We start from the raw sequence: 19,373 nt of genomic DNA, 5'->3' as shown, positions 1-19,373 counted from the left end.
CCGCCACCACCGGGGAATTGCCGGCAATCGGAACAGTGGATTCGGAATCCACTGTTCTCATTTTCGGGCCGAGGGACTTCCGGGTCGATGGACGACATGAAATGGACCCATGGGCCATGAAATGAGGACTCCGCAATGAAGAAACTACCCAAGCTCCTTGCCCTGGCGACCGCGCCGGTCGCCCTGGCCGCGGTGCTGGCCGCACCGGGCACGGGACAGGCGGCCACACCTTCCGGCGGCACTGCACGAGGGATCGTCAACCAGAAGAGCGAGAAGTGCCTGGAGATTGAGAACTCCAGCAGGGCCAACGGCGCACGCGCCCAGCAGTGGGACTGTGGGCGACAGATGGGAGCCCTCTGGCGCATCATTCAGCGGGGCAGTGCCTACCAACTCAAAAACGAAGCGAGCGACAAATGTCTGGAGGTCGAGAACTCCAGCAAGAAAAACGGCGCTCGTGTCCAACAGTGGGATTGCAACGCCGATTCCGACACCCAGCTCTGGGAGCAGATAATCACGGGCCGGGGGGTGATGTGGATCAACCGGAACAGCAAGATGGCGCTGGAGGTTTCCAACGGAAGCCACGCCAACGGCGCCCGCGTCCAGCAGTGGGACCTTTCGTGGCACGCACTCCAGCAGATATGGAACGGGTGACCCCGAAGCCGGCCCGCGGCGCACCGCCGCCTGTTCCCGGGCCGGCTGCCCCGGCCCGGGAACGGTGTCTCAGGCCGCCAAGTCGGCCTGGTCCGGAATGACCGAGCCGTCCGAACGGCGCACCGGCGCCATCGTGCCGTCCGGGCGCGTGTAGCCCGCCGTGGAGCACGGGTAGGCGCCCGACTTGCGCGGCATCGGGTCGATGAACATCGGGTTGGCCACCCAGCGGCCGTCCTCGTTGTCGTAGGCGCGGCACATCAGCTCGGCCTTGTTGCGGTTGATGGCCAGGTGGGCGCCGGTGGCGTCGCCGACGAAGGTGACGTCCGTGTCGGCGTCGCCGGCGCCGAGGGCGATGCGGTGGGCGAAGTCCTGCTGCTTCCAGGCCTTGGCGCCCTTGATGTTGAAGATGTGCTCGTTGATCATGCAGCGCTTGCCGTCCATGTACGGCAGGGCCTCGCCCATGCCGTCCTTGACGTCGCCGCAGCCCTTGATGCCGGGGGTGAGGCGGCCGTTCCTGACGATGCTGCGGATGCCGATGGTGTGGGCACGGTCGAGGCCGACGCCGTCGGACCAGGCCTCGGCGATCGGCTCGGAGGAGGCGGAGACGATGTAGACGTCGAAGCCGGCCGCCTTGAGCGTGCGGATCAGGTCCTTCTGCTGGTCGTAGTAGCGGACGTAGCCGGCGATGGTGTGGGTGCCGACGGTCTGCTTGGTGCCCACCGGCGCGGCGAGCTGCTCGGCGCGGGCCTTGCGGGCGAAGGAGGACAGCTGTGCCGGGGTGTGGCCGGAGAAGAGCTGGGGGATCCAGGCGTACGCGGGCACGGTGCGGCGGTGGTTCCACTCCCCCGCGAACGCGGGCTTGCCGCCCATCGTCCGCGACTTCTCGCGTATCTCGAATATCTCGTCCGCGCAGCGGGCGTTCTTCGAGGTCGGCAGCGGCTTGCCGACGGGCACCGAGGTGCCGCAGGCGCGGGTGAGGGCCCGGTCGGCGGCCGGGGTCAGCCACTTGCTGGTGTCCTTCCAGCTCTTGGGCCGGAGGATCTTGTCGTGCTTGAGGGACCAGGCCAGCGTGGCGTCGGTGATGTCGTTCTTGACGACCGTGTTGTCCCAGTCGAAGGCGGCGACGGGACGGGCGCCCGTCCGCCCCGAGCAGGTGCCACGCTCGTCGATCATCCGCTGGAGCTTGGTCCGGTTGGTGCCGGCCCACGGGATGTTCCGGTCCAGCTGGGGACAGAGGGCCGCCCGGGAGCCGCGGCCCGGCGCGGGGGCCGCGGTCGCGGTGGGGACCGAGGTGGCGAGGGCTGCGGCGACCATGAAGCCGGCGGCGATGGCGTACTTCGTGCGCATTCGTTCTCTTCGGTGCTCGGGTGCTGAAAGGGCAGGACCGACGCGGAGCCGAACAGGAACGTCCGGCTCCGGCGTCTGGTCATGGACCTTACAGGCGGAGCATCCGGTGTTACAGGGGGGTCACATAGGCCCCGGAGATACCACCGTCCACCAGGAATTCGGCGGCGTTCACGAACGACGCGTCATCGCTCGCCAGGAAGGCGACCGCCGCCGCGATCTCCTCCGCCTCCGCGAACCGGCCCACCGGCACATGCACCAGCCGCCGCGCCGCGCGCTCCGGGTCCTTGGCGAACAGCTCCCTGAGCAGCGGCGTGTTGACCGGCCCCGGGCAGAGCGCGTTCACCCGGATACCGTCCCGCGCGAACTGCACGCCCAGCTCCCGGGACATCGCCAGCACGCCGCCCTTGGACGCCGTGTAGCTGATCTGCGAGGTGGCCGAGCCGAGCACCGCCACGAACGAGGCGGTGTTGATGATGGAGCCCTTGCCCTGCTGCCGCATATAGGGCAGCGCCGCCTTGCAGCAGAGGTAGACGGAGGTGAGGTTGACCTCCTGGACGCGCCTCCAGGCGTCCATCCCCGTGGTGAGGATGGAGTCGTCGTCGGCCGGGGAGATGCCCGCGTTGTTGAACGCGATGTCCACCGAGCCGTATGTGTCGTGGGCCGCCTTGAACAGTGCCTCGACCTGGTCGGCGTCCGTGACGTCGGTACGGACGAACAGTCCGCCTACCTCGTCGGCCGCCGCCCTGCCCGCCTTCTCGTCGATGTCGGCGCAGACGACGTTGGCGCCTTCGGAGGCGAGGCGGCGGGCGGTGGCGAGGCCGATGCCGCCGCCGGCTCCGGTGATGACGGCCGTTCGGCCGGGGAGGCGGTGGCAGGTGGGGGTGTTGTCGGTCAAAGGGGTTCCCTTTCTGTGGGTTGTGGGTGACGGCTGTCGGTGGGGTGCCCCGGTCCCGCCCTTTCACCGTTTCTGCGGGGGGTGCCCCGCGCCCCCAGAGCGCGCTTCGCGCACTGTCCTCAAACGCCGGACAGGCTGAAGTGCGCGCCCGGGCGCGACAACCAGCCCGTCCGGCGATTGAGGACAACCGCGCGGAGCGCGGTTTCAGGGGGTCTGGGGGCTTGCCCCCAGGAATCGGCGAAGGGGCGGGCCCGGGGCACCCTCACTCCACCGCAACAAACACGTTCTTCACCTCCGCGAACGCGGCCACCGCATCCGGCCCCAACTCCCGCCCCAGCCCCGACTGCTTGAACCCCCCGAACGGCGTCCAATACCGCACGGAACTGTGAGAGTTGACGGACAGATTCCCCGCCGCGACGGCCCGCGAAAGCCGCAGCGCCCGCGACACGTCCCGCGTCCAGATCGACCCGGCCAGCCCGTAGTCCGTCGCGTTCGCGATGCGCACCGCCTCGTCCTCGTCGTCGAAGGGGATGACGACGGCGACGGGCCCGAAGATCTCCTCGCGGGCGACCCGGTCGTCGGCGGTGCCCTCCAGCACCGTGGCGGGATACCAGAACCCCTTCCCGGACGGGGCGTCGCCCCGGATCGCGGCAGGCGCGGACTCCGGGACGTACGACCGGACGCGCTCCCGCTGGGCGGCGGAGATCAGCGGGCCCATCCCCGTCGCGGGGTCGGTGGGATCGCCGGTGGTGACACCGCGGACGGCCGGTTCCAACAGCTCCATGAACCGGTCGTAGACGCTGCGCTGGACGAGGATGCGGCTGCGGGCGCAGCAGTCCTGGCCGGTGTTGTCGAGGAAGGAGCCGGGGGCGGTGGCGGCGGCGCGCTCGATGTCCGCGTCGGCGAAGACGATGTTGGCGCTCTTGCCGCCGAGTTCGAGGGTCACCCGCTTCACCCGCGCGGCGCACTTCGCCATGATCTGCTTGCCGACGGCGGTGGAGCCGGTGAAGACGACCTTGGCGACGTCCGGGTGCTCGACGAGCGCGTTCCCGGCGACGGGACCGGTGCCGGGCAGGACCTGGAGCAGCCCCTCGGGGAGCCCGGCGTCCAGGGCGAGTTCGGCCAGTCGCAGGGCGGTGAGCGGTGTGGTCTCGGCCGGTTTGAGGAGGACGGCGTTGCCCGCGGCGAGGGCGGGGGCGAAGCCCCAGGCGGCGACGGGCATGGGGAAGTTCCACGGGACGATGACGGCGACGACGCCGAGCGGTTCGTGGAAGGTGACGTCCAGGCCGCCGGCGACGGGGATCTGCCGGCCGGTGAGCCGTTCGACTCCCCCGGCGGCGTAGTCGAGCAGGTCGCGGACGTTGCCGGCCTCCCAGCGGGCGCTGCCCACCGGGTGTCCGGCCTCGCGGACCTCCAGCAGGGCCAGTTCCTCCAGGTGCCCGTCCACGACGGAGGCGAAGCGGCGCAGCAGCCGGGCGCGGTCGCCGGGGGCGAGGGCGGCCCAGCCGCGCTGCGCGGCGGCGGCGCGGCGTACGGCCGCGTCGACGTCCTCGGTGGTGGCGGCGGTGACGGTGGCGACGAGCTCTTCGGTCGCCGGATTAAGGATCTCCAGTTCCACGGGTCCGTTCCTCACATGCGCTCGAAGGAGCGGTAGCGCTCCCAGTCCGTCACGGCGGCGTCGTACGCCTCCTGTTCCACCCGCGCCATGGTGAGGTAGTGCTCGACCACCTCGTCCCCGAACGCGGCCCGCGCCAGGGCGCTGCCCGACCACAGCTCCGCCGCCTCGCGGAGTGTCGCGGGAACGTGCCGGGCGTCACCGGCATAGGCGTTGCCGGTGCACACCTCGGGCAGTTCCAGTTCGTTCTCGACGCCGTACAGGCCCGCCGCGACCATGCCGGCGACGGCGAGGTACGGGTTGACGTCCCCGCCGGGGAGGCGGTTCTCGAAGCGGTGCGAGCGGCCGTGGCCGACGACGCGCAGGGCGCAGGTGCGGTTGTCGGGACCCCAGGCGACGGCCGTGGGGGCGAACGAGCCGGCGCGGAAGCGCTTGTAGGAGTTGATATTGGGCGCGTAGAGGAGGGTGAACTCACGGAGGGCGGCGAGCTGTCCGGCGAGGAAGTGCCGCATGGTGCGCGACATGCCGTACGGGCCGTCGTCGTCGGCGAGCACCGGCCGTCCGGCCTCGTCGCGCAGCGAGAGGTGGATGTGGCAGGAGTTGCCCTCGCGCTCGTCGTACTTGGCCATGAAGGTCAGGGCCATGCCCTCCTGGGCGGCTATCTCCTTGGCGCCGGTCTTGTAGACCGAGTGCTGGTCGCAGGTGACGAGCGCCTCGTCGTAGCGGAAGGCGATCTCGTGCTGGCCGAGGTTGCACTCGCCCTTCGCGCTCTCGACGACGAGCCCGGCGGCGCCCATCTCGTTGCGGACGCGGCGCAGCAGGGGTTCGACGCGGCCGGTGCCGAGGACGGAGTAGTCGACGTTGTACTGGTTGACGGGGGTGAGGCCCCGGTAGCCGCCGTTCCATGCCTGCTCGTAGGTGTCCTTGAAGACCATGAACTCCAGCTCGGTGCCCACGTGGGCCGTCCAGCCGCGCTCGGCCAGCCGGTCGAGCTGGCGGCGGAGTATCTGGCGGGGCGAGGCGAGCACCGGGGAGCCGTCGTGCCAGGTGAGGTCCGCCGTGACCAGGGCGGAGCCCGGGTTCCAGGGGGTGCGGCGCAGGGTGGACAGGTCGGGGCGCATGGCGAAGTCGCCGTAGCCGCGTTCCCAGGAGGCCATGGCGTAGCCGTCGACGGTGTTCATGTCGGCGTCCACGGCCAGCAGGTAGTTGCAGCCCTCGGTGCCGTTCTCCAGCACGTCGTCGAGGAAGAAACGGGCAGCGAAGCGTTTCCCCTGGAGCCGCCCCTGCATATCGGTGAAGGCGAGGACGACGGTGTCGATCTCCCCGGAGTCGACGAGCCGGCGCAGTTCGTCGACGCTGAGCGGGGGCGTGCGGTCTGCCACGGGTGAGCCTCCCTGTCGGTGCGGTCCGTGCGGTGCGACCGGAGGTCTTAAGGTATGCCGGAAGACCAATAGTTGGGAAGGGGTCCGATGAACGGGAGCGCGGCCGACCGGCTGTCGTCGGTCCTGCGGCCGGTCCACGCGGGCAACGGATTCGAGGAGGCCCTGGAGCGGATACTGCGGATCATACGGCTCGGCCTGGTGGCCGACGGCGAACGCCTGCCCTCGGAACGGGAGTTGGCCGAGCGGCTGCGGATCAGCCGGGTGACGCTCCGCGAGGTGCTGAAGGTGCTCCACGAGCAGGGCCTGGTCGAGAGCCGGCGCGGCCGCTACGGCGGCACGTTCGTCCACGCGCGCCCGGCCCCGGCCCCGCCGGCCGACGCCGCCGAACTGCGCCGCCGGGTCGCGGACGTGGATGTGGAGGACACCCTGCGCTTCCGCGAGGTCCTGGAACTGGGCGCGGCCGAACTGTGCGCCGCCCGGCCGCTGCCCCCGGACGGCGCGGCCCGCCTGCGCGCGGCGCTCGCCGCCACCCGCGACGCCCCTCCGGACGACTACCGCCGCCACGACACGCTGTTCCACCTCACCCTGGCCGAGCTGTCCGGTTCGCCCACCCTGGCCGCGCAGTACACCGCCGTCCGGGCGGGCGTCAACGAACTCCTGGACTGCATCCCGCTGCTCGTCCGGAACCTGGAGCACTCCCAGCGGCAGCACGCCGCCCTGGTCGAGGCCGTGCTCGACGGGGACGCGGACGGGGCGCGCGAGGTGATGCGGGAGCACTGCGCGGGCACGGCGGCGCTGCTGCGGGGGTTCCTGGGCTGAACCGCCGGGGCGCCGACGGCGGCCGGGGGCGCGCGCAAAGGGCGTACGGAGTGCGGGGGTTGCGCCAGGACCGGTCGAACAGCAATGGTACGCATGGCAACCATTGCGAGGCCCGGGTGCGCACGGACGTCCCCCCGGCCCCGGACATCGACCGGAGAGGACGAGGCCGTTGACCAGCCGGACCAACCAGACCGGCCAGCCGCTGATCGGGATCACCACCTACTTCACCCGCGCCCGCTGGGGAGTCGCCTGGGACCAGCGCGCCGCCCTGCTGCCGGGCGCCTACCCGGAGTACGTACAACGGGCCGGCGGCCTGGCCGTGATGCTGCCGCCCGACAACCCGGCCGCCGCGCCCGCCGTGACCGGACGCCTCGACGGCCTGATCCTCGCGGGCGGCGAGGACGTGGACCCCGCCCTCTACGGCGAGGAGCCGCACCCGCGCACGGGCCGCCCGGTCCCCGAGCGCGACCTGTGGGAACTCGCCCTGCTGGACGCCGCCCTGCGGCGCGGCATCCCGGTGCTGGGCATCTGCCGCGGTATGCAGCTGATGAACATCCACGCGGGCGGCACCCTCAACCAGCACCTCCCGGAGACCGTCGGCCACAAGGGCCACAACCCCCGCTTCGGCACCTTCACCGACCACCTCGTGGAGATGGTCCCCGGCACCCTGACCGCCCGCCTGATGCCGATCCCCGTCGACGTCGCCACCCACCACCACCAGGGCGTGGCCCAGCTGGGCAAGGGCCTCGTCGCCTCCGCCCACGCGGAGGACGGCACCATCGAGGCGGTCGAACTCCCCGGCGATGACGACCGGTTCGTCCTCGGCGTGCAGTGGCACCCGGAGGTCCGCGACGACCTGCGGCTGGTGCGGGGGCTGGTCACGGCGGCCGCGGGGAAAAGAGGCTGACCTCACGGCCGCGGCGCGACACGGCTGACGCTCACGGCGGCCGCGGGAAAGCGGGGCTGACGCTCACGGCGCCCGCGGCGCAACAGGACCGACGACGCACTACCCCCCGCCCCGCGTCAGCCCCAGCAGATCCCACGCCGGCCCCACCGGCCGCTGCCCCAGGGGCCACACCGCCCGCAGGTCGCGCCGCAGGGAGAGGCCGGCGACGGGGACCTCGACGAGCCGGCGGGCGGCGAGTTCGTCGTTCACCGCCAGTTCGCTCAGGACGGACGGGCCCGCGCCGCTCACCACGGCCGCCTTGACCGCGGTGGTCGAGGCGAGCTCCAGCAGCGGCGCGGCCGGACCGTCCTCGGCGGCGAGGGCCGCGTCGAGGACCTGGCGGGTGCCGGAGCCGCTCTCACGCAGGATCAGGGGGGTCGCGGCGAGTTCGGCGCGGGTGAGGGGGGACCGGCGCCGGGCCCAGGGGTGGGCGGGGGCGGTGACCAGGACGAGCCGGTCGTGGCCGATGACGGCGCCGTCCAGGCCGGCCGGCACCTCCAGGCCCTCGACGAAGCCGAGGTCCGCCCGGCCCGCGAGGAGGCGGGCCGCCACGGCCGCCGAGTTGCCGGCGAAGAGGGAGACGGCCGTCCCCGGCCGGTCCGTGCGCAGCGCGATCAGCCAGCCGGGCAGCAGGTACTCGGCGATGGTCATGCTGGCCGCCACCCGCAGCCGCGAGTCCCGGCGGGAGCGCAGCGCCTGGGCGCCGGCGTCGAACGCCTCGGCCGCCTCGACGATCCGGCGCGCCCAGTCCGTCACCAGGACACCCGCCGAGGTGAGCCGGGAGCCGCGCGGCGACCGTTCGACGAGGGCGACGCCCAGCATCCGCTCCATGCTCCGCAGCCGTCCGCTCGCGGCGGGCTGGGTGATGCCCAGCTCGCGCGCGGCCCGGCCGAGGCTGCCCAGCCGGGCCACGGCGAGCAGCAGCTCCAGGGCCGCGAGGTCGGGGACGCGGTCCGCGATCGGCTTGCTCATAAGTCCAGGTTATGTGGTCATAGGGAGCTGGTCCCTGGTGAGGGCGGGCCGGGGAGGCGACGGTGGATGCATGAGCACGGTCAGTTCCCTCCCCGCCCCCCGCCTCGCGGCAGCCCCGTCCGGCGTCCCCCGCCTGCGCCACCTCGGCCCGAACTGGTACGCCACGGTCATGGGCACCGCCATCGTGGCGAGCGCCGGTGCCGCGCTCCCCGGCCGGGCCCTGCCGCGTACGGCGCTGGAGGCCGTGTGGGCGCTGGCCGCGGTGGCCCTCGTCGCCCTCCTCGCGGCCCGGGCCGGGCACTGGGCGCGCCACCGGGACCAGGCGGCGCGGCACCTCGCCGACCCGGCGGTGGCGCCGTTCTACGGCTGTCTCGCGATGGCCCTGCTCGCGGTCGGCGGCGCGACGCTCTCCGTGGGCGCGGGTGTCGTCGGGGAGCGGGCGGCGGTGGCCGCGGACGCCGTGCTGTGGACGGCGGGCACGGTCACCGGCCTGGTGGCCGCCGCGGGCATCCCGTACCTGATGGTGACGCGGCACCGGGTGGCGGTCGGCACGGCCTCGCCCGTGTGGCTGCTGCCGGTCGTGGCGCCCATGGTGTCGGCCGCGCTCGGCCCGGCCCTGATCGCGCACCTGCCGGCCGGGCAGGCGCGGGAGGGCATGCTGCTCGCCTGTTACGCGCTGTTCGGTCTGAGCCTGCTGATGACGCTGGTGATCCTGCCGGTGGTGTTCTCCCGCCTGGTCCACCACGGCCCGCTGCCGCTCGCGCTCACCCCGACGCTGTTCCTCGTCCTGGGACCGCTGGGCCAGTCCACGACGGCGGTGAACAACCTCGCCGACGCCGCCCCCGGCGCGATCGGCGGTCCGTACCCGGCGGCGATGACGGCCTTCGCGGTGCTCTACGGGGTGCCGGTCATGGGCTTCGCCCTGCTGTGGCTGGCGTTCGCCACCGCCATGACCGTCCGGGCGGCCCGCTCCGGCATGGGCTTCGCGATGACCTGGTGGGCGTTCACCTTCCCGATCGGCACCTGCGTCACGGGCGCGGCCGGGCTGGCGCGCCACACCGGGCTGCACGCCCTCACCTGGCTGGCGGTCGCCCTGTACGCCGTGCTGGTGGCGGCCTGGGCGGTCGCGGCCGCGCGGACTCTGGCCGGGCTGGTCAGCGGACGGCTGCTCGCAGCGCCCGCCCCAGCACCTGCGGCGCCCGCGTCAACGACGGCCCGTACCAGGTGAGATGACGTCCGCTGACCAGCGCGGCGGGGAGCCCGGGGAACGCCTCGGGCCCGTCGTCGCGCGTGAAGCGGTACGGCTCGTCGGGCAGGACGACCAGGTCGGCGCCGCTCGCCCGTAACTCCTCCAGGGGAATCCGCGGATAGCGCTCGGCGTGACCGGCGTACACATGGGCCACCCCGAGCCGCGCCAGGACGTCCCCCGCGAAGGTGTCCCGGCCGAGGACCATCCACGGCCTGCGCCACACCGGAACCACCGCCCGCAGCACGGGCTCCCCCGCGCCCACGTCCCGCCAGGCGTCCCGCGCCTCGTCCAGCCAGCCGGGCGGGGCCAGCCCGCAGCCGGCCACCAGCACACGTTCCAGCTCGGTGAACGCCTGCTCCAGCGTACGGACTTCGGTCACCAGCACCTCAAGGCCCGCCGCGCGCAGGGCGGCGAGGTCGGGGGCGCGGTTCTCCTCCTCGTTGGCGACGACGAGGTCGGGGGCGAGCGCCACGACGCGTGCCACGTCCGGGTTCTTGGTGCCGCCGACGCGGACGACGTCGAGCCCGGGCGGGTGCTCGCACCAGTCGGTGGCCCCGACGAGCAGGTCCGGCGCGCCGGCGGCGACGGCCTCCGTCAGGGACGGGACGAGCGAGACGACGCGGCGTACGGTACGGCGGCTGGTCACCGTCCCACCGTACGCCGGGGCACATACGACGCGCCGCCCTCCCACCAGGGGGAGAGCGGCGCGTTCGTCACAAGGGGCGGCCGGTCAGGACGTCTTCACCGGCGCCAGCTTGTCCAGCAGCCCCGGGTGGGCGTCCAGCCAGCGCGCGGCGGAGGCCTTCTCCTTGCCCTTGCCGCCCTTCTGGATCTCGGCCTCCAGGGAGGAGAGGTCCTTCTCGGACATCTTGAAGTCCTTCACCCACTCCGCGATGCGCGGGAAGTCCTGGGCGAAGTTCTTCTTGCCCACGACGTGCAGCTCCTCGCCCTTGCCCCAGGCGCCCTTGGGGTCCTTGAGCTTCTTGAGGTCGTAGGTGCCGTACGCCCAGTGCGGCGACCACAGGGTGGTGACGACGGGCTCCTTGTTCTTGATGGCCCGGTCGAGCTCGGCGAGCATCGTGGAGGTGGAGGACGAGACGACCTTGTACTCGCCGTCCAGGCCGTAGTCCTTGAGGACGTTGCCGTTGAGCTTGCCCATCATGCCGGCGCTGGCCTCGATGCCGACGACCTTCCCGCCGAACTGCCCGGCCTTGCCCTTGAGGTCCGCCAGGGAGTTCACGTCCTTGACGTACGAGGGGACGGTCAGCTCCAGGGAGGTGGGGCCGTACCAGGAGCCCAGGTCGCTGAGCTTGTCGCCGTACCGGTCCATGTACTGCTTGTGGGTGGTGGGCAGCCAGGAGTCGAACTGGACGTCCATCTGCCCCTGGGCCAGCGCGGTGTACAGCGGGCCGGGGTCGAGCTGCTTGACCTCGGGCTTGTAGCCGCGGGCCTCCAGGACGTTCTGCCAGAGGTAGGTGGTGGCGACGGCCTCGTCCCAGGGGAAGTAGCCGATCTTCACCTTCTGGCCCCGGCCGATGTTCTCGCCGGCGGCCACGCTCTCCCGGTCCCCGTCGCCGGCCAGGTGCATCCCGCCCGCGACGAGGGCGAGGACGACGACGCCCACGGTGGCGACGGCGGTGCCGGGCCGGTAGTTCAGCACGGCCGAGGGCCGGGCGCCCGCCGGGGACTTGGCGGCCGCGCGGCGGCCGAGCGGGGACACCCGCTTGCCGAGCGCGCCGGTCATCCGGTCCAGGTACATGGCGAGGACGACGACCGCGAGGCCGCTCTCCACACCGCCGCCGATGTCGACCTGGGTGACGGCCGCGTAGACGGTCTCGCCCAGACCGCCGGCGCCGGCCATGCCCGCGATGACGACCATGGAGAGCGCCAGCATGATCACCTGGTTGACGCCCGCCATGATGGTGGGCAGCGCCAGCGGGAGCTGGACCCGGGTGAGGGTGTGGCGCGGGGTGGTGCCGAAGGCACGGGCGGCCTCGACGAGTTCGCCGTCCACCTGCCGGATGCCCAGTTCGGTCATCCGGACGCCGGGCGGCATCGAGAAGATGATCGTGGCGAACAGCCCCGGGATGGGACCGATCGAGAAGAACATCACGCCGGGGATCAGGTAGACGAAGGCGGGCATCGTCTGCATGAGGTCCAGCACCGGCCGCAGCGCCCGGCTGACGCGCTGGTCACGGGCGGCCCAGATGCCCAGCGGCACGGCGAGCAGGAGCGTGATCAGGCTGGCGACGAGGACGAGGGACAGCGTCGAGGTGGCCTCGTCCCAGAGGCCGAAGGAGTCGATCAGGGCGAGGCCCGCGAAGGCGAGGACGCCGGCGAGGAGCCCGCGCAGCCACCAGGCGACGACGGCCAGGATGCCCGCCATCAGCAGGGCGTCGGGGGCGCCGAGCACCGCGTGGACGCCGTCGTAGAGACCGGTCAGGACGGTGCTGATGGCGTCGAAGAGCCAGGAGAGGTGGGTCTGGAGCCAGTCCACCGCGGACTGCGCCCAGGAGCCGAGCTTGATCCTAGGCACCGGCGGTCACCTCCGCCGGCTGCTCGCCGAGCGCGGCCAGCAGCCGGTCCCGGGTGACCACTCCCACCGGGGCGCCGTCGGCGCCGGTGACGGCGACCGGGACGGTGCCGAGCGCGAGCGGGGCGAACAGGTCGACCAGGGGCGTGTCCGCGGCCACGGTGGCGACGGCGTCCGGGACGGCACCGCACTTCTCCATGATCGAGCCGGCGGTGAGCACCCGGGAACGGTCGACGTCCTGGATGAAGGAGGCGACGTAGTCGTTGGCGGGCCGGACGAGGATGTCCTCGGCGGTGCCGTTCTGGACGATCCGGCCGTCGCGCATGACGGCGATGCGGTCGCCGAGGCGCATGGCCTCGTTGAGGTCGTGGGTGATGAACACGATGGTCTTCTTCAGCCGCTTCTGCAGGTCCAGCAGCTGGTCCTGCATATCGCGGCGGATCAGGGGGTCGAGGGCGCTGAAGGACTCGTCCATCAGCAGCAGGTCGGCGTCGGTGGCCAGGGCGCGGGCGAGGCCCACGCGCTGCTGCATACCGCCGGAGAGCTCGTCCGGCCAGGAGCGCTCCCAGCCGCCGAGCCCGGCGAGCTCCAGGGCCTCGGCGGCCCGCTGCTCGCGCTCGGCGCGCGGCAGGCCGCGCACCTCCAGGCCGTAGCCGGCGTTCTCCAGCACGCTGCGGTGCGGGAAGAGCGCGAAGTGCTGGAAGACCATGCTGATGTTGCGCGAGCGGACCTCGCGCAGCTCGGCGGGGGTGAGGGCGGTCAGGTCGCGCCCGTCGTAGGAGACCCGGCCGGAGGTGGGGTCCAGGAGGCCGTTGAGCATCCGGAGCAGAGTGGACTTGCCGGAGCCCGAGAGACCCATCACGACGAAGATCTCGCCGGCCTCGACCTCGAACGAGGCGTCGATCACGGCTGCCGTGGTGCCGTCCGCACGCAGCTCGTCGCGGCTCGCGCCGCCTTCGAGCCGCTTGACGGCGGCTTCGGGTCGTTTGCCGAACACTTTGTACAAATGCTCGGCTTTCAGCCTGGACACATACACCTCACGGGTTGAACCTGGTGACGCCCGCCTCCCCCCCGGCGGGCGGCCGTGGAGCAGCAGGGCATCCGGCCCGCGTCCCTCCTTCGCCGTTCGGGCAGGGTGGGGTCCGCTCCGCGGCCGCGCCTGCCCCCGTTTACGGGGAGCAAACGGAAGAGTGATCCACTTCACACGATGCGGGGGGTGTGCCGGTGGCGTACGGCATGATCGTGGCGTGACGCGACGCCTGATGCTCCTCGACACCGCCTCCCTCTACTTCCGCGCCTACTTCGGCGTCCCCGAGTCGGTGCGGGCCCCTGACGGCACGCCCGTGAACGCGGTGCGCGGCCTGCTCGACTTCATCGCCCGCCTGGTCCAGGACCACCACCCGGACGACCTGGTGGCCTGCATGGACGCGGACTGGCGGCCGCAGTGGCGGGTGGACCTCATCCCCTCGTACAAGGCCCACCGGGTCGCCGAGGAGGTCCCGGAGGGCACCGACGAGGAGGAGGTGCCCGACACCCTCTCCCCGCAGGTCCCGGTGATCGAGCAGGTACTGGACGCCGTCGGCATCGCCCGCGTCGGCGCGGCGGGGTACGAGGCGGACGACGTGATCGGCACCCTCGCCGGGCGGTCGGCCGGGCCGGTGGACGTCGTCACCGGCGACCGCGACCTGTACCAGCTGGTCGACGACGCGCGCGGGGTGCGGGTGTTCTACCCGGTCAAGGGCGTGGGCACGCTCCAGGTGGTGGACGAGGCGGCGCTGCGGGAGAAGTACGGGGTGGACGGCCCCGGCTACGCCGACCTGGCGCTGCTGCGCGGCGACCCCAGCGACGGCCTGCCGGGCGTGCCGGGGATCGGCGAGAAGACGGCGGCGAAGCTGCTGGCCTCCTACGGCGACCTGGCGGGCATCCTGGCGGCCGCGGACGACCCCGCCTCCCGGCTGACCCCTGCGCAGCGCCGGCGGCTGGCCGAGGCCGGGCCGTACCTGGCCGTGGCGCCGAAGGTGGTCCGGGTGGCCTCCGACGTGCCGCTGCCGGCGTTCGACGCCACGTTGCCCGCCGGGCCGCGCGACGCGCGGGCCCTGGAGGTGCTGGCGGAGCGCTGGGGGCTGGGCGGATCCTTGCAGCGGCTGCTCTCCGCCCTTCCCGGGTAGTGTTAGGTTAGGCAGGCCTAACTATTAGGCAGTCCTCACGGAGACTTCGCCGGCCCGCGCGTCAGGGAGACACGTCATGACAGACCGCCCCGCCCCGAGGAATCGCCAGGTCCACCGGGCGCACGTGGTGCGCACCGAGCGCCTGACGCCGCACATGGTGCGGGTGGTCGTGGGCGGCGAGGCTCTGGACGCGTTCGCCGCCGGGGAGTGCACCGACCACTACGTCAAGCTGCTCTTCCCCTACGAGGGCGTCTCCTACCCGGAGCCCTTCGACATGGAGGCGGTCCGCCGCGACCTGCCGCGCGACCAGTGGCCGCGGACCCGGACGTACACGGTCCGCTCCTTCGACCGCCTCGCCCGCGAGCTGGTCCTCGACTTCGTCGTCCACGGCGACGAAGGCCTGGCCGGCCCCTGGGCCGCCCGCGTCGAACCGGGCGCCGAGGTGCTCTTCCTGGGCCCGGGCGGCGCCTACGCGCCCGCCCCGGACGCCGACTGGCACCTGCTCGTGGGCGACGAGAGCGCCCTGCCCGCCATCGCCGCCGCACTGGAGCGGCTCTCGGTGACCACGCCGGACGCGACGGTCCGGGCGTTCGTCGAGATCGCCGACGAGGACGAGGAGCAGAAGCTGGACCTCGCCCCCGGCATCGAGGTCGTCTGGCTGCACCGGGGCGACGCGCCCGTGGGCGAGGCCCTGGTGGAGGCGGTCCGCTCGCTCGACTTCCCGCCCGGCGACGTGCACGCCTTCGTCCACGGCGAGGCCGGCTTCGTCAAGGAGCTCCGCCGCCATCTGCGCCTGGAGCGGGAGGTCCCCCGCGAGCGGCTGTCGATCTCGGGGTACTGGCGCCGGGGCCACGACGAGGACGGCTGGCAGGCGTCCAAGCGCGAGTGGAACCAGCAGGTGGAGGCCGAGCAGGAGAGCCGGGCCGCCGCCTGACCGCCTGCGGGCCACAGCCCTCGGGATAAGGTCGGCGCCATGCGCTCCGCACGGATACCTCTCCTGGCCACGGCCGCCGCGGCCCTCGCCCTGACGGCAGCCGCCCCCGCCCCCGCCGCACCCGCCGACGAGGACACGCGGATCACCCGTGCGGACCCCGCGCCGCTCGGCGGTGAGGCCGAGTTCGTCGTGTCGATCACGAACTCCGCCGCCGAGCACGTCGGTTCCGTCGTCGTGGAGTCGCCCGCCTTCACCTCGAAGGTCACCGTCGGGAAGAGGAACTTCGGCCACAACAAGGCCGACGACACCACCATGACGGTGCGCGGCCGGGTGCGCTGCGACGCCGAGCCCGGCGAACACCCCGTGACCGTCCGGCTGGACGGCAAGGGGAAGCCCGCCGCCTCGACGCGGCTGACCGTCACGTCCGCCCGGACCGGCGCCTGCGCCGAGGACGACGGGAGCGACGGGGACGACAGGAACGACCCGAGGAAGGCCCCGCCGTCCGCCGCCCCCGCGCTGAAGCTGCGGACGGGCGGGCGCGAGCCCCAGCGCGGCGACGAGGCCGTGTTCACCATCACCACCGACCGGGCCACCCTGGACGAGCACGACGCCCTCACCCTCCGCTCCCCCGCCTTCGTGACGCCCGTCAAGCGCCTGACGAAGAACTTCAAGGAGGGCAAGGGCCCCGGCCGCTGGACCGACCTCGCGGGCATGGTCCGCTGCGACATCAAGCCCGGCACCTACGCCGTGGACCTCGTGGCGGACGGCGAGGACGACGACTCCCCCCTCCACTCGGTGAAGTTCACCGTGCCGGAGCGGCTGGACCCGGCCAACCGCGACTTCTGCGCCGGTCCGCACGCCTACAAGGAGATCGTCGACCGGACCAGCGAGACCGCCCCCGACGAGGACGGGGACGGCGGGAGCGCGTCCGCGGACCGGGACGACGACGGCCTCGGCACGGGCACGGTCGTCGGTATCTCCTCCGCCGCCGCCCTGGTCGCCGCCTCGGTCACCTACTTCCTGGTCGCCCGGCGGCGGCGTCGCACGCGGGAGGCCGGCGACTCCTGGTGAGGCGGGCCCCTTCCGGGGGGATCACGCTGTGAGGGGCGCGCTTCCGAGAAGGGCGCCCCTCACCCCGGGCACCCGCCCCTACACGGACCGCTGGTAGGCCCGGAACGTCCGTCCCGACATCCACACCGCGAGCACCCCGGCCGCCAGCAGCAGTCCGCCCCGGCCCAGCACCATCCCCCAGTCGGGGTCGCCCGCGAGGGCCGAACGGCCCATGACCAGCGCCCAGTTGACCGGGTTGAAATCGGCGGCGTGCCGCATCCAGCCCGGCATCAGGGCGGGCTTCATAAAGGCCGACGACATAAAGGTCAGCGGCAGCAGCAGGAAGGTGTTGAGCGCGATGATCGACTCGCGCTGCCGGGCCAGCATGCCGATGGTGTTCGACACCGCGCCCATCAGCACGGCCAGCAGGACGGCGGCGAGCACCAGCAGGGCCAGTCCCCCGGCGCCGCCCGGGTAGTCCGCGCCGCCGACCAGGCCGAGGAGGACGATGACCACGGACTGGGCGGCCGTACTGACGGCCTGCTGCATGACATTGGCGTTGATCAGCGCCCCCCGGCGCACCGGGGTGGTGAGGAAGCGGTTCAGCGTGCCGCGCTCGATCTCGTCCAGCGTGGACATGCCCGCCCACATCGAGCCGGAGAGTGCGCTCATCACGACCACCCCCGGCACCAGGTAGTCCAGATAGCTGCCGCCGCCGAAGCCGGGCAGCTCGACCACCTTGCGGAAGAGCGCACCGAACAGGAACAGCCAGATGACCGGCTGGATCAGGGTGATCACCAGGAAGGCGGGCTGCCGGAGCACCGCCGTCAGGTGACGCTGCGTCATGTACCAGGTGTGGCTGACGGCCGTGCTCATCGGGCACCTCCGGCGGGGACCGCGGTGGTGGCGTCGGCGTCGGCGAACCGGCGCCCCGCGTGCCGCAGGTAGACGTCGTCGAGGGAGGGCCGGGCCACGGTGACGGACGCCACCCCGACTCCCTCCCCGGCGAGGGCGGCCAGGACGCGGGGGACGGCGGCGGCGCCGTCGTCCGCGCGGGCGCTCAGCCGACGCCCGGAGAGCACGGCCTCGCGGACACCGGCGGAGGCGGTGAGGGCCTCCGTGACGGAGGGGCCCGCCTGCGGGGGCACCGGGTCGCGCAGTTCCACGTGGACGGCGTCGCCGCGGAGTTCGCCCTTGAGGCCGTCGGGCGTGCCCACGGTGACGACGCGTCCGCGGTCGACGATGGCGATCCGCTCGGCGAGCCGGTCGGCCTCGTCCAGGTAGTGCGTGGTGAGCAGGATGCTCAGCCCCTCCTCGCCGGCCAGCCGGCCGATCTCCTCCCACATGGCCGTCCTGGCCTCGGGGTCGAGCCCGGTCGTCGGCTCGTCGAGGAAGAGCACCTCGGGCCGGTGGACCAGTCCGATCGCGACGTCGAGCCGGCGCAGCATGCCGCCCGAGTACGTCCGGGACGCCCGGTCCGCGGCGTCCGCGAGGGCGAAGCGGGCCAGCAGTTCGTCGGCGCGGGCGGTGAGGCGGGGGCCCCGCAGCCCGTAGAGCCGGCCCTGGAGCAGCAGGTTCTCGCGGCCGGTGGCCGTCGGGTCGGCGCCGGAGCGCTGGGCGACGACGCCGATGGCGCGCCGCACCCGTCCGGGCCGCCGCAGGACGTCGTGGCCGGCGACGGTGGCGGTGCCCGCGTCGGGCCGGGCCAGGGTGGTGAGGATCTTGACGGTGGTGGACTTCCCGGCGCCGTTCGGGCCCAGCAGTCCGAAGACGGTGCCGGCCCGGACCGTCAGGTCGAGCCCGTCGAGGGCGGTCACCCCGCCGGGGTAGGTCTTGGTCAGGCCGCGCGCCTCGATGGCGGGCGTGGATGTGCTCATGACTGAGCGGCCTCCGTGTGTCGTTCGGTTCGGTGTATGACGAACCGGTCCACGGGGGTGCCGGGCTATCCTGGGTGTGCCGCACCTCGACAGCCGGCCTGCCCCGCAGGCCCGTTCGGGGATCGGGGGCCCCGGCGGGCGCTGTTGGCGCAGCGCCCGCCGGGGCCTCACTCATTCGGTGTTCTCGCCCGCGCGTTCCTCCAGTTCCCGCAGGGTCTCCGGCATCCGGCCGGTCTCGCTCAGCTCGCGCCACTCGGCGACCCCGCCGACCGCGCCCCGTCCGAGATCGGCGCGGAAGCCGCGCAGCCAGGTCAGTTCCGCCTCCAGCATGTGCAGCCGGAACTCCGTCTCGACGAGCAGCAGCCGGGGCAGGACGCCCTCGAAGCCGCGGAGCGACCCCCGGTGTCCGGCGACCTCGCCCTCCCGGACGGCGATCCGGTCGTCGAGCAGCTCGCACGCCTCGTCGTAGGGCAAGGCCATGATCAGCGACAGGGCCGTCTCGAACAGCGGGTACTCCCGGGCCGGGACGGACACCAGGTCGGCGAGCCAGTCGTGCATCTCCAGCCGGCCGCCCGGGGTGAGCCCGTAGAGCGTGCGCTCGGGCCGGTTGCCCCGGCGGTCGGTGCCGGCCTCCTCGACGAAACCGTGCTTCTCCAGGTTCTGGACGACGGTGTAGAGCGAGCCGTAGTTGATCTTGATGCTCTGGTCCTTGCCGCGCAGCCGCAGCACCCGGGCGATCTCGTACGGGTGCATGGGCCGCTCCACCAGGGTGACCAGGACGGCCAGTGCCAGGGGATTGCTCAGCTTGCGGCGCGCTGCCACGCGGACTCCAACTGCTCGTCGTCGTATATCCGTGCACGAGCATATCGCGTCTCACCGACAAAGCAAGGCGATGTATCGCGTCCTTCGGGTAGCGCGGGGCAGGACCGCACGAA

At 72.8% G+C, this 19,373-nt stretch carries 18 protein-coding genes; 7 read left to right on the top strand and 11 right to left on the bottom strand.

Annotated elements, in window-relative coordinates; translation table 11 throughout:
• Positions 1 to 135: 135 nt before the first annotated feature.
• A complete protein-coding gene (locus HN013_RS19730; protein WP_171168022.1) occupies positions 136 to 651 on the top strand; it encodes an RICIN domain-containing protein in 516 nt (171 codons plus the stop codon).
• Between the two features lie 69 nt (positions 652 to 720).
• On the opposite strand, the gene HN013_RS19725 is transcribed toward HN013_RS19730, so the two are convergent.
• The 4 genes from HN013_RS19725 to HN013_RS19710 all read right to left on the bottom strand — a co-directional run bounded on the left by HN013_RS19725 (position 721) and on the right by HN013_RS19710 (position 5,890).
• A complete protein-coding gene (locus HN013_RS19725; RefSeq protein WP_171168020.1) occupies positions 721 to 1,998 on the bottom strand; it encodes a haloacid dehalogenase-like hydrolase in 1,278 nt (425 codons plus the stop codon).
• A gap of 109 nt (positions 1,999 to 2,107) precedes the next feature.
• Positions 2,108 to 2,893, bottom strand: a complete 786-nt coding sequence (locus HN013_RS19720) for a 3-oxoacyl-ACP reductase (protein WP_171168019.1) — start codon at positions 2,891 to 2,893, stop codon at positions 2,108 to 2,110.
• Between the two features lie 262 nt (positions 2,894 to 3,155).
• Positions 3,156 to 4,511, bottom strand: coding sequence for an aldehyde dehydrogenase (locus tag HN013_RS19715; protein ID WP_171168016.1), 1,356 nt, complete (start codon positions 4,509 to 4,511; stop codon positions 3,156 to 3,158).
• An 11-nt stretch (positions 4,512 to 4,522) separates the two neighbouring features.
• On the bottom strand, positions 4,523 to 5,890 hold the full coding sequence (locus HN013_RS19710) for a glutamine synthetase family protein (protein ID WP_171168015.1): 1,368 nt from the start codon (positions 5,888 to 5,890) through the stop codon (positions 4,523 to 4,525).
• Between the two features lie 87 nt (positions 5,891 to 5,977).
• Between HN013_RS19710 and HN013_RS19705 the strand changes: the two genes are divergently transcribed.
• Together HN013_RS19705 and HN013_RS19700 are read left to right on the top strand one after the other, a co-directional pair.
• On the top strand, positions 5,978 to 6,709 hold the full coding sequence (locus HN013_RS19705; protein ID WP_171168013.1) for a FadR/GntR family transcriptional regulator: 732 nt from the start codon (positions 5,978 to 5,980) through the stop codon (positions 6,707 to 6,709).
• 169 nt (positions 6,710 to 6,878) lie between these two features.
• Complete coding sequence (locus HN013_RS19700; protein WP_249375163.1) at positions 6,879 to 7,616, top strand: gamma-glutamyl-gamma-aminobutyrate hydrolase family protein; 738 nt, start codon at positions 6,879 to 6,881, stop codon at positions 7,614 to 7,616.
• 99 nt (positions 7,617 to 7,715) lie between these two features.
• Here the strand turns inward: HN013_RS19700 and HN013_RS19695 are convergent, their stop codons facing one another.
• A complete protein-coding gene (locus HN013_RS19695) occupies positions 7,716 to 8,627 on the bottom strand; it encodes a LysR family transcriptional regulator (protein WP_171168011.1) in 912 nt (303 codons plus the stop codon).
• Positions 8,628 to 8,697: 70 nt separating this feature from the next.
• On the opposite strand from HN013_RS19695, the gene HN013_RS19690 reads away from it, so the two are divergent.
• Positions 8,698 to 9,855 (top strand): TDT family transporter, encoded by a 1,158-nt coding sequence (locus tag HN013_RS19690; RefSeq protein WP_171168010.1) that lies wholly within the window; start codon positions 8,698 to 8,700, stop codon positions 9,853 to 9,855.
• On the opposite strand, the gene HN013_RS19685 is transcribed toward HN013_RS19690, so the two are convergent.
• From HN013_RS19685 to HN013_RS19675, 3 genes are all read right to left on the bottom strand, one after another.
• Entirely contained in the window at positions 9,782 to 10,522 is a 741-nt protein-coding gene (locus tag HN013_RS19685) for a helical backbone metal receptor (protein WP_171168008.1), read from the bottom strand. The genes HN013_RS19690 and HN013_RS19685 overlap by 74 nt on opposite strands.
• A gap of 84 nt (positions 10,523 to 10,606) precedes the next feature.
• Positions 10,607 to 12,412 (bottom strand): ABC transporter permease/substrate binding protein, encoded by a 1,806-nt coding sequence (locus HN013_RS19680; protein WP_171168006.1) that lies wholly within the window; start codon positions 12,410 to 12,412, stop codon positions 10,607 to 10,609.
• Complete coding sequence (locus HN013_RS19675) at positions 12,405 to 13,439, bottom strand: glycine betaine/L-proline ABC transporter ATP-binding protein (protein ID WP_171168003.1); 1,035 nt, start codon at positions 13,437 to 13,439, stop codon at positions 12,405 to 12,407. Before HN013_RS19675 ends, HN013_RS19680 begins: the two co-directional genes overlap by 8 nt.
• 232 nt (positions 13,440 to 13,671) lie before the next feature.
• Between HN013_RS19675 and HN013_RS19670 the strand changes: the two genes are divergently transcribed.
• From HN013_RS19670 to HN013_RS19660, 3 genes are all read left to right on the top strand, one after another.
• Positions 13,672 to 14,577, top strand: coding sequence for a 5'-3' exonuclease (locus tag HN013_RS19670; protein WP_171168140.1), 906 nt, complete (start codon positions 13,672 to 13,674; stop codon positions 14,575 to 14,577).
• A gap of 76 nt (positions 14,578 to 14,653) precedes the next feature.
• Entirely contained in the window at positions 14,654 to 15,511 is an 858-nt protein-coding gene (locus HN013_RS19665; RefSeq protein WP_171168001.1) for a siderophore-interacting protein, read from the top strand.
• Between the two features lie 39 nt (positions 15,512 to 15,550).
• The gene (locus tag HN013_RS19660; RefSeq protein ID WP_171167999.1) at positions 15,551 to 16,582 is read left to right on the top strand and encodes a hypothetical protein; all 1,032 of its coding nucleotides are present in this window, start codon (positions 15,551 to 15,553) and stop codon (positions 16,580 to 16,582) included.
• A gap of 78 nt (positions 16,583 to 16,660) precedes the next feature.
• On the opposite strand, the gene HN013_RS19655 is transcribed toward HN013_RS19660, so the two are convergent.
• From HN013_RS19655 to HN013_RS19645, 3 genes are all read right to left on the bottom strand, one after another.
• Positions 16,661 to 17,437: an ABC transporter permease gene (locus HN013_RS19655; RefSeq protein WP_171167997.1), complete on the bottom strand. Its 777-nt coding sequence runs from the start codon at positions 17,435 to 17,437 to the stop codon at positions 16,661 to 16,663.
• Positions 17,434 to 18,438 (bottom strand): ATP-binding cassette domain-containing protein, encoded by a 1,005-nt coding sequence (locus HN013_RS19650; protein ID WP_171167995.1) that lies wholly within the window; start codon positions 18,436 to 18,438, stop codon positions 17,434 to 17,436. The genes HN013_RS19655 and HN013_RS19650 overlap by 4 nt, the downstream gene beginning before the upstream one ends.
• A gap of 171 nt (positions 18,439 to 18,609) precedes the next feature.
• Positions 18,610 to 19,260: a PadR family transcriptional regulator gene (locus tag HN013_RS19645; protein ID WP_312018650.1), complete on the bottom strand. Its 651-nt coding sequence runs from the start codon at positions 19,258 to 19,260 to the stop codon at positions 18,610 to 18,612.
• Positions 19,261 to 19,373: the final 113 nt, after the last annotated feature.

It is taken from the genome of Streptomyces sp. I05A-00742, from assembly GCF_013055795.1.
GTDB lineage: Bacteria > Actinomycetota > Actinomycetes > Streptomycetales > Streptomycetaceae > Streptomyces.
This window is presented reverse-complemented; position numbering and strand designations above follow the sequence as displayed.

What these genes read in the sequence shown, in the direction of transcription:
- HN013_RS19730 (WP_171168022.1), top strand. Translation starts at nt 136, where the DNA reads ATGAAGAAACTACCCAAGCTCCTTGCCCTGGCGACCGCGCCGGTCGCC.
- HN013_RS19725 (WP_171168020.1), bottom strand. Translation starts at nt 1,998, where the DNA reads ATGCGCACGAAGTACGCCATCGCCGCCGGCTTCATGGTCGCCGCAGCC.
- HN013_RS19705 (WP_171168013.1), top strand. Translation starts at nt 5,978, where the DNA reads ATGAACGGGAGCGCGGCCGACCGGCTGTCGTCGGTCCTGCGGCCGGTC.
- HN013_RS19695 (WP_171168011.1), bottom strand. Translation starts at nt 8,627, where the DNA reads ATGAGCAAGCCGATCGCGGACCGCGTCCCCGACCTCGCGGCCCTGGAG.
- HN013_RS19690 (WP_171168010.1), top strand. Translation starts at nt 8,698, where the DNA reads ATGAGCACGGTCAGTTCCCTCCCCGCCCCCCGCCTCGCGGCAGCCCCG.
- HN013_RS19670 (WP_171168140.1), top strand. Translation starts at nt 13,672, where the DNA reads ATGCTCCTCGACACCGCCTCCCTCTACTTCCGCGCCTACTTCGGCGTC.
- HN013_RS19665 (WP_171168001.1), top strand. Translation starts at nt 14,654, where the DNA reads ATGACAGACCGCCCCGCCCCGAGGAATCGCCAGGTCCACCGGGCGCAC.
- HN013_RS19660 (WP_171167999.1), top strand. Translation starts at nt 15,551, where the DNA reads ATGCGCTCCGCACGGATACCTCTCCTGGCCACGGCCGCCGCGGCCCTC.
- HN013_RS19655 (WP_171167997.1), bottom strand. Translation starts at nt 17,437, where the DNA reads ATGAGCACGGCCGTCAGCCACACCTGGTACATGACGCAGCGTCACCTG.
- HN013_RS19650 (WP_171167995.1), bottom strand. Translation starts at nt 18,438, where the DNA reads ATGAGCACATCCACGCCCGCCATCGAGGCGCGCGGCCTGACCAAGACC.